Origin of the sequence: Corynebacterium sp., from assembly GCF_030826625.1 — a bacterium.
GTDB lineage: Bacteria > Actinomycetota > Actinomycetes > Mycobacteriales > Mycobacteriaceae > Corynebacterium.
The window spans coordinates 1-3,444 of the sequence record NZ_JAPJNQ010000023.1 but is presented as its reverse complement, the minus strand read 5'-3'; the positions used below and the strand labels follow the sequence as shown (position 1 = coordinate 3,444).

8 protein-coding genes are annotated in these 3,444 nt (G+C 54.0%); 5 read left to right on the top strand and 3 right to left on the bottom strand.

The annotated features are described in order from the left end of the window. From RCH87_RS04370 to RCH87_RS04360, 3 genes are all read right to left on the bottom strand, one after another. Positions 1-978 (bottom strand): S1C family serine protease (locus RCH87_RS04370; RefSeq protein ID WP_306515509.1); only part of this gene is annotated, 978 nt, incomplete at its 3' end. Between the two features lie 269 nt (positions 979-1,247). After that, complete coding sequence (rpmF, locus tag RCH87_RS04365; protein WP_018121217.1) at positions 1,248-1,421, bottom strand: 50S ribosomal protein L32; 174 nt, start codon at positions 1,419-1,421, stop codon at positions 1,248-1,250. 16 nt (positions 1,422-1,437) lie between these two features. After that, a complete protein-coding gene (locus RCH87_RS04360) occupies positions 1,438-1,704 on the bottom strand; it encodes a type B 50S ribosomal protein L31 (protein WP_306515508.1) in 267 nt (88 codons plus the stop codon). Positions 1,705-2,056: 352 nt separating this feature from the next. Here RCH87_RS04360 and rpmB point away from each other — a divergent pair, with 352 nt between their 5' ends. From rpmB to RCH87_RS04335, 5 genes are all read left to right on the top strand, one after another. Then, on the top strand, positions 2,057-2,293 hold the full coding sequence (gene rpmB, locus RCH87_RS04355) for a 50S ribosomal protein L28 (protein ID WP_018121215.1): 237 nt from the start codon (positions 2,057-2,059) through the stop codon (positions 2,291-2,293). A 2-nt stretch (positions 2,294-2,295) separates the two neighbouring features. Beyond that, a complete protein-coding gene (gene rpmG / locus RCH87_RS04350) occupies positions 2,296-2,460 on the top strand; it encodes a 50S ribosomal protein L33 (RefSeq protein WP_018121214.1) in 165 nt (54 codons plus the stop codon). Positions 2,461-2,462: 2 nt separating this feature from the next. After that, a complete protein-coding gene (gene rpsN, locus RCH87_RS04345) occupies positions 2,463-2,768 on the top strand; it encodes a 30S ribosomal protein S14 (protein ID WP_306515507.1) in 306 nt (101 codons plus the stop codon). Positions 2,769-2,783: 15 nt separating this feature from the next. After that, a complete protein-coding gene (rpsR, locus tag RCH87_RS04340; RefSeq protein WP_306515506.1) occupies positions 2,784-3,038 on the top strand; it encodes a 30S ribosomal protein S18 in 255 nt (84 codons plus the stop codon). 228 nt (positions 3,039-3,266) lie between these two features. Further along, on the top strand, positions 3,267-3,444 hold a 178-nt coding region (locus RCH87_RS04335; protein WP_306515530.1), incomplete at its 3' end, for a TetR/AcrR family transcriptional regulator.

Sequence of the window (3,444 nt, the reverse complement as noted above, 5' to 3'; positions counted from 1 at the left end):
CATCCCCCCGAGGGTGCCGCGCATATCGACGAGCGGTCCACCGGAGTTGCCTGGGTTAATCGCGGCATCGGTTTGAATGCCATCGATCAATGAAGATTCGCCACCTTGCTGCGATGCACGAACAGGTCGATCGACTGCCGATACGATACCCGAAGTGACAGTCGAGCTCAGACCGAGCGGAGAACCGATGGCGACGATTTGCTGCCCAACACGGACATCATCGGAATTGCCAAAGCCGATCGTCGGCAAGTCCGAGACATCGCGAATCTTGATCACAGCGATATCGGTAGCTGGATCGGAAGCAACGAAATCAGCCGGGTGGCGGGTTCCATCGCTCGTAGTGACTTGAATTTGCCCGTTCTCACCGTTTGCGACGACGTGATGGTTTGTCAACACGTAACCATCCGAAGAAATAATTGAGCCTGAACCATCGGCTACCTGGCGTTGGTTAGCGACCCGAATGGACACGACGGTTGGGACCACTTTGTCAGCCACCTGTTCCACGGACCCTTCAGCGGGAGGCTGTTGATTATTCGATACCGGATGGTTCAAATTATCACTCACAGTGGTGGCAGGATGCTGCGAGCTATCGGCCCCGGAAGAAACCACAACTCCGGTAATAACCCCGGTGGTCACAGAGCCTGCGAGCATGAGCGCAAGTGCTGGAACCAGCCCGAGGCTACGCTTTTGTTTCTTCACTTGGACGGGTACTTCATGTACCGGAGCCGCGGAATGAGCAGCAGATTCGGACTGTCCAGCCTGCGATAGCCACTGTTCGTTGACGTCTTGCACGGAAGGCTGCTGGGCAGTCGGTCGCTCTCCAAAATCCTGAGTCGGTGGGTTCGATGCCGACGAGACATCCTGCCGGTGCGGTTCATTCCAAGACTGGTAAGGCGATTGATTTGGGGATGGCGGCTGGGAAGATGGCTGACCGTTGCCAGGCTGACCGTGGCGACCGTAGGATCCGTTCTCGTTCATAGATGACATTATGAAAGACCTGACTGTCTGCTTGCTGTGTAGCTGGTTTTGATACTCTGCTGGCTATTTAATAATTAGCTTTATGCATTATTTTTCTTTACCACTCTAGCAATCGCTTCCAAGGTGCGTGCCAGACTACTGCATACAAAAACCACTGCATACAAAAACCCCAGCGTCTGTCCTGAGCAATCAGGAAACAGGGCTGGGGATTTAAAATCTGCCTGTTAGCAGTCGTGCTAGCTAACTGAGCTGTGATGAATTCTTGTTATTTAGAATTCTTCAACGTCAACGAGACCGAGCTGTGCAGCCTTCACCAAACGACGTGGGATACGCACGGTCTGGCCGTCAATCTTGACTTCCTGGAGGGCGACATTGTCAGCCTTCCACTGTGAACGACGCATGCGGGTGTTCGCACGGGACTTCTTGAACTTAGGAACTGCCATGTTCTTCTACCCTCCTTTATGAGTTCTTCTTGCGACGGCGAGCCATAGCGCCAAAACGGTTCTGGAAACGCTCCACACGACCTGCGGTGTCCATGACACGCTGCGCACCGGTCCAGAATGGGTGGGACTCAGACGTAACATCCACAACGATCAGTGGGTACTCTTTGCCTTCATATTCAGTGGTGCGATCGGAAGTCGCGGTGGACTGGGTCAGAAACTGAGTGCCGGTACCGGCATCCTGGAAGACCACTGGGTGGTAATCCGGGTGAATATCTTTTTTCATCTCTCGATTCCCTAAGGTTTGTAACTGGGCCGGTTCTCCCACCATGAACGCCACTTAACTCTCAACAAGCAACAGCCCACGGGGAAGATCGCACCCAGGTTGGGTTCGATTACGGACAACTCCAGATATCTTACAGCCATGTGACTGATTTGGAAAATAACTCTTTACACTTGGTTTTTCCTGAAACAAGGTGTAACGTTTTTGATTGCTGTTGTCGAAATGTTCGCAAACGCCCCGTCAACTGGTCATACGCAGCGCCTAGGCCTTCAACCCTCACACCCTCACATTTCGAGGGCCTAGTTGGTACTGCAGCAATCAGTCACGATGTGGGCGGCTAGGAGAAAGATTACCCATGTCGGCTATTTGCCAGGTAACGGGACGCAAGCCAGAATTTGGCAAGCAAGTCTCGCACTCGCACCGCCGCACGTCGCGTCGTTGGAACCCCAACGTCCAGCGTCGGCGTTACTTCCTGCCTTCTGAAGGCCGGACCATCACGTTGACCGTGTCCACCAAAGGAATCAAGATCATCGACCGCGATGGCATTGAATCCGTTGTCGCGAAGATTCGCGCTCGGGGAGAGAAGGTATAACGATGGCCCGTAATGACATTCGCCCAATCACCAAGCTGAAATCTACTGCTGGCACTGGCTACACCTACGTGACCCGCAAGAACAAGCGCAACAACCCGGATCGCATCAGCTTGAAGAAGTACGATCCGATTGCCCGTAAGCACGTCGAATTCCGCGAGGAGCGATAGAAATGGCTAAACAGTCAAAGATCGCCAAGAATGAGCAGCGCAAGCAAATCGTTGCCCGCTATGCGGAGCGTCGCGCTGAACTCAAGGCAATCATTAAAGACCAGACCAAATCCGAAGAAGAGCGCCTGGATGCCCAGTTCGAGCTGAACCGGCAGCCACGCGACGCTTCGCCGGTGCGTGTTCGTAACCGCGACTCCCACGATGGTCGCCCACGCGGCTACCTGCGTAAGTTCGGTTTGTCCCGTGTCCGTATGCGTCAGATGGCCCACAATGGTGAGCTTCCTGGCGTTCGTAAGTCCAGCTGGTAAAGGGAGGACACCACCATGGCTTCGAAGCGTAATAACCAAAAGAAGTTCCGCATGGAACAGTCCCGTCGCCCAAAGAAGAACCCTTTGAAGGCACGTGGCATCACTCAGGTGGATTACAAGGATACTGAAACCTTGCGCCTGTTCATTTCGGATCGTCACAAGATCCGTTCCCGTCGCGTCACCGGCTTGACCCCGCAGCAGCAGCGTCAGGTTGCTACTGCGATCAAGAACGCACGCGAGATGGCACTCCTGCCGTTCACCACCCGCTAAGACGGGCCAGAACAAGGCAACAACAGCAGCCATCAAGTCTGAAGTCCCCGGTCCCCTCGTCACATATAGACGACAGGTACCGGGGTTTTTGCATGTCGACCCATAGAATTCGCCTAGAATCCACGTAGAATCCAAGAGAATCCACGCGGAGGTTTCTAAGGCCAACTTTTGTGTAACCTTGAAGGGCATTGCCTTGCACCATGTTTGAGCGCACAAGGGAGGTCATTAATGACGGGAACTGTCGGTCGCCCGCGTAAAAATCGACCGCGAAGGCGCGGAGCGAATGCTCGCGAAGAAATCTTAGATGCTTCTTCCGAGTTGTTCACCACGCAAGGTTTCGCAATGACTTCGACCCACCAGATCGCCGATGCGGTGGGCATCCGGCAGGCGTCACTCTACTATCACT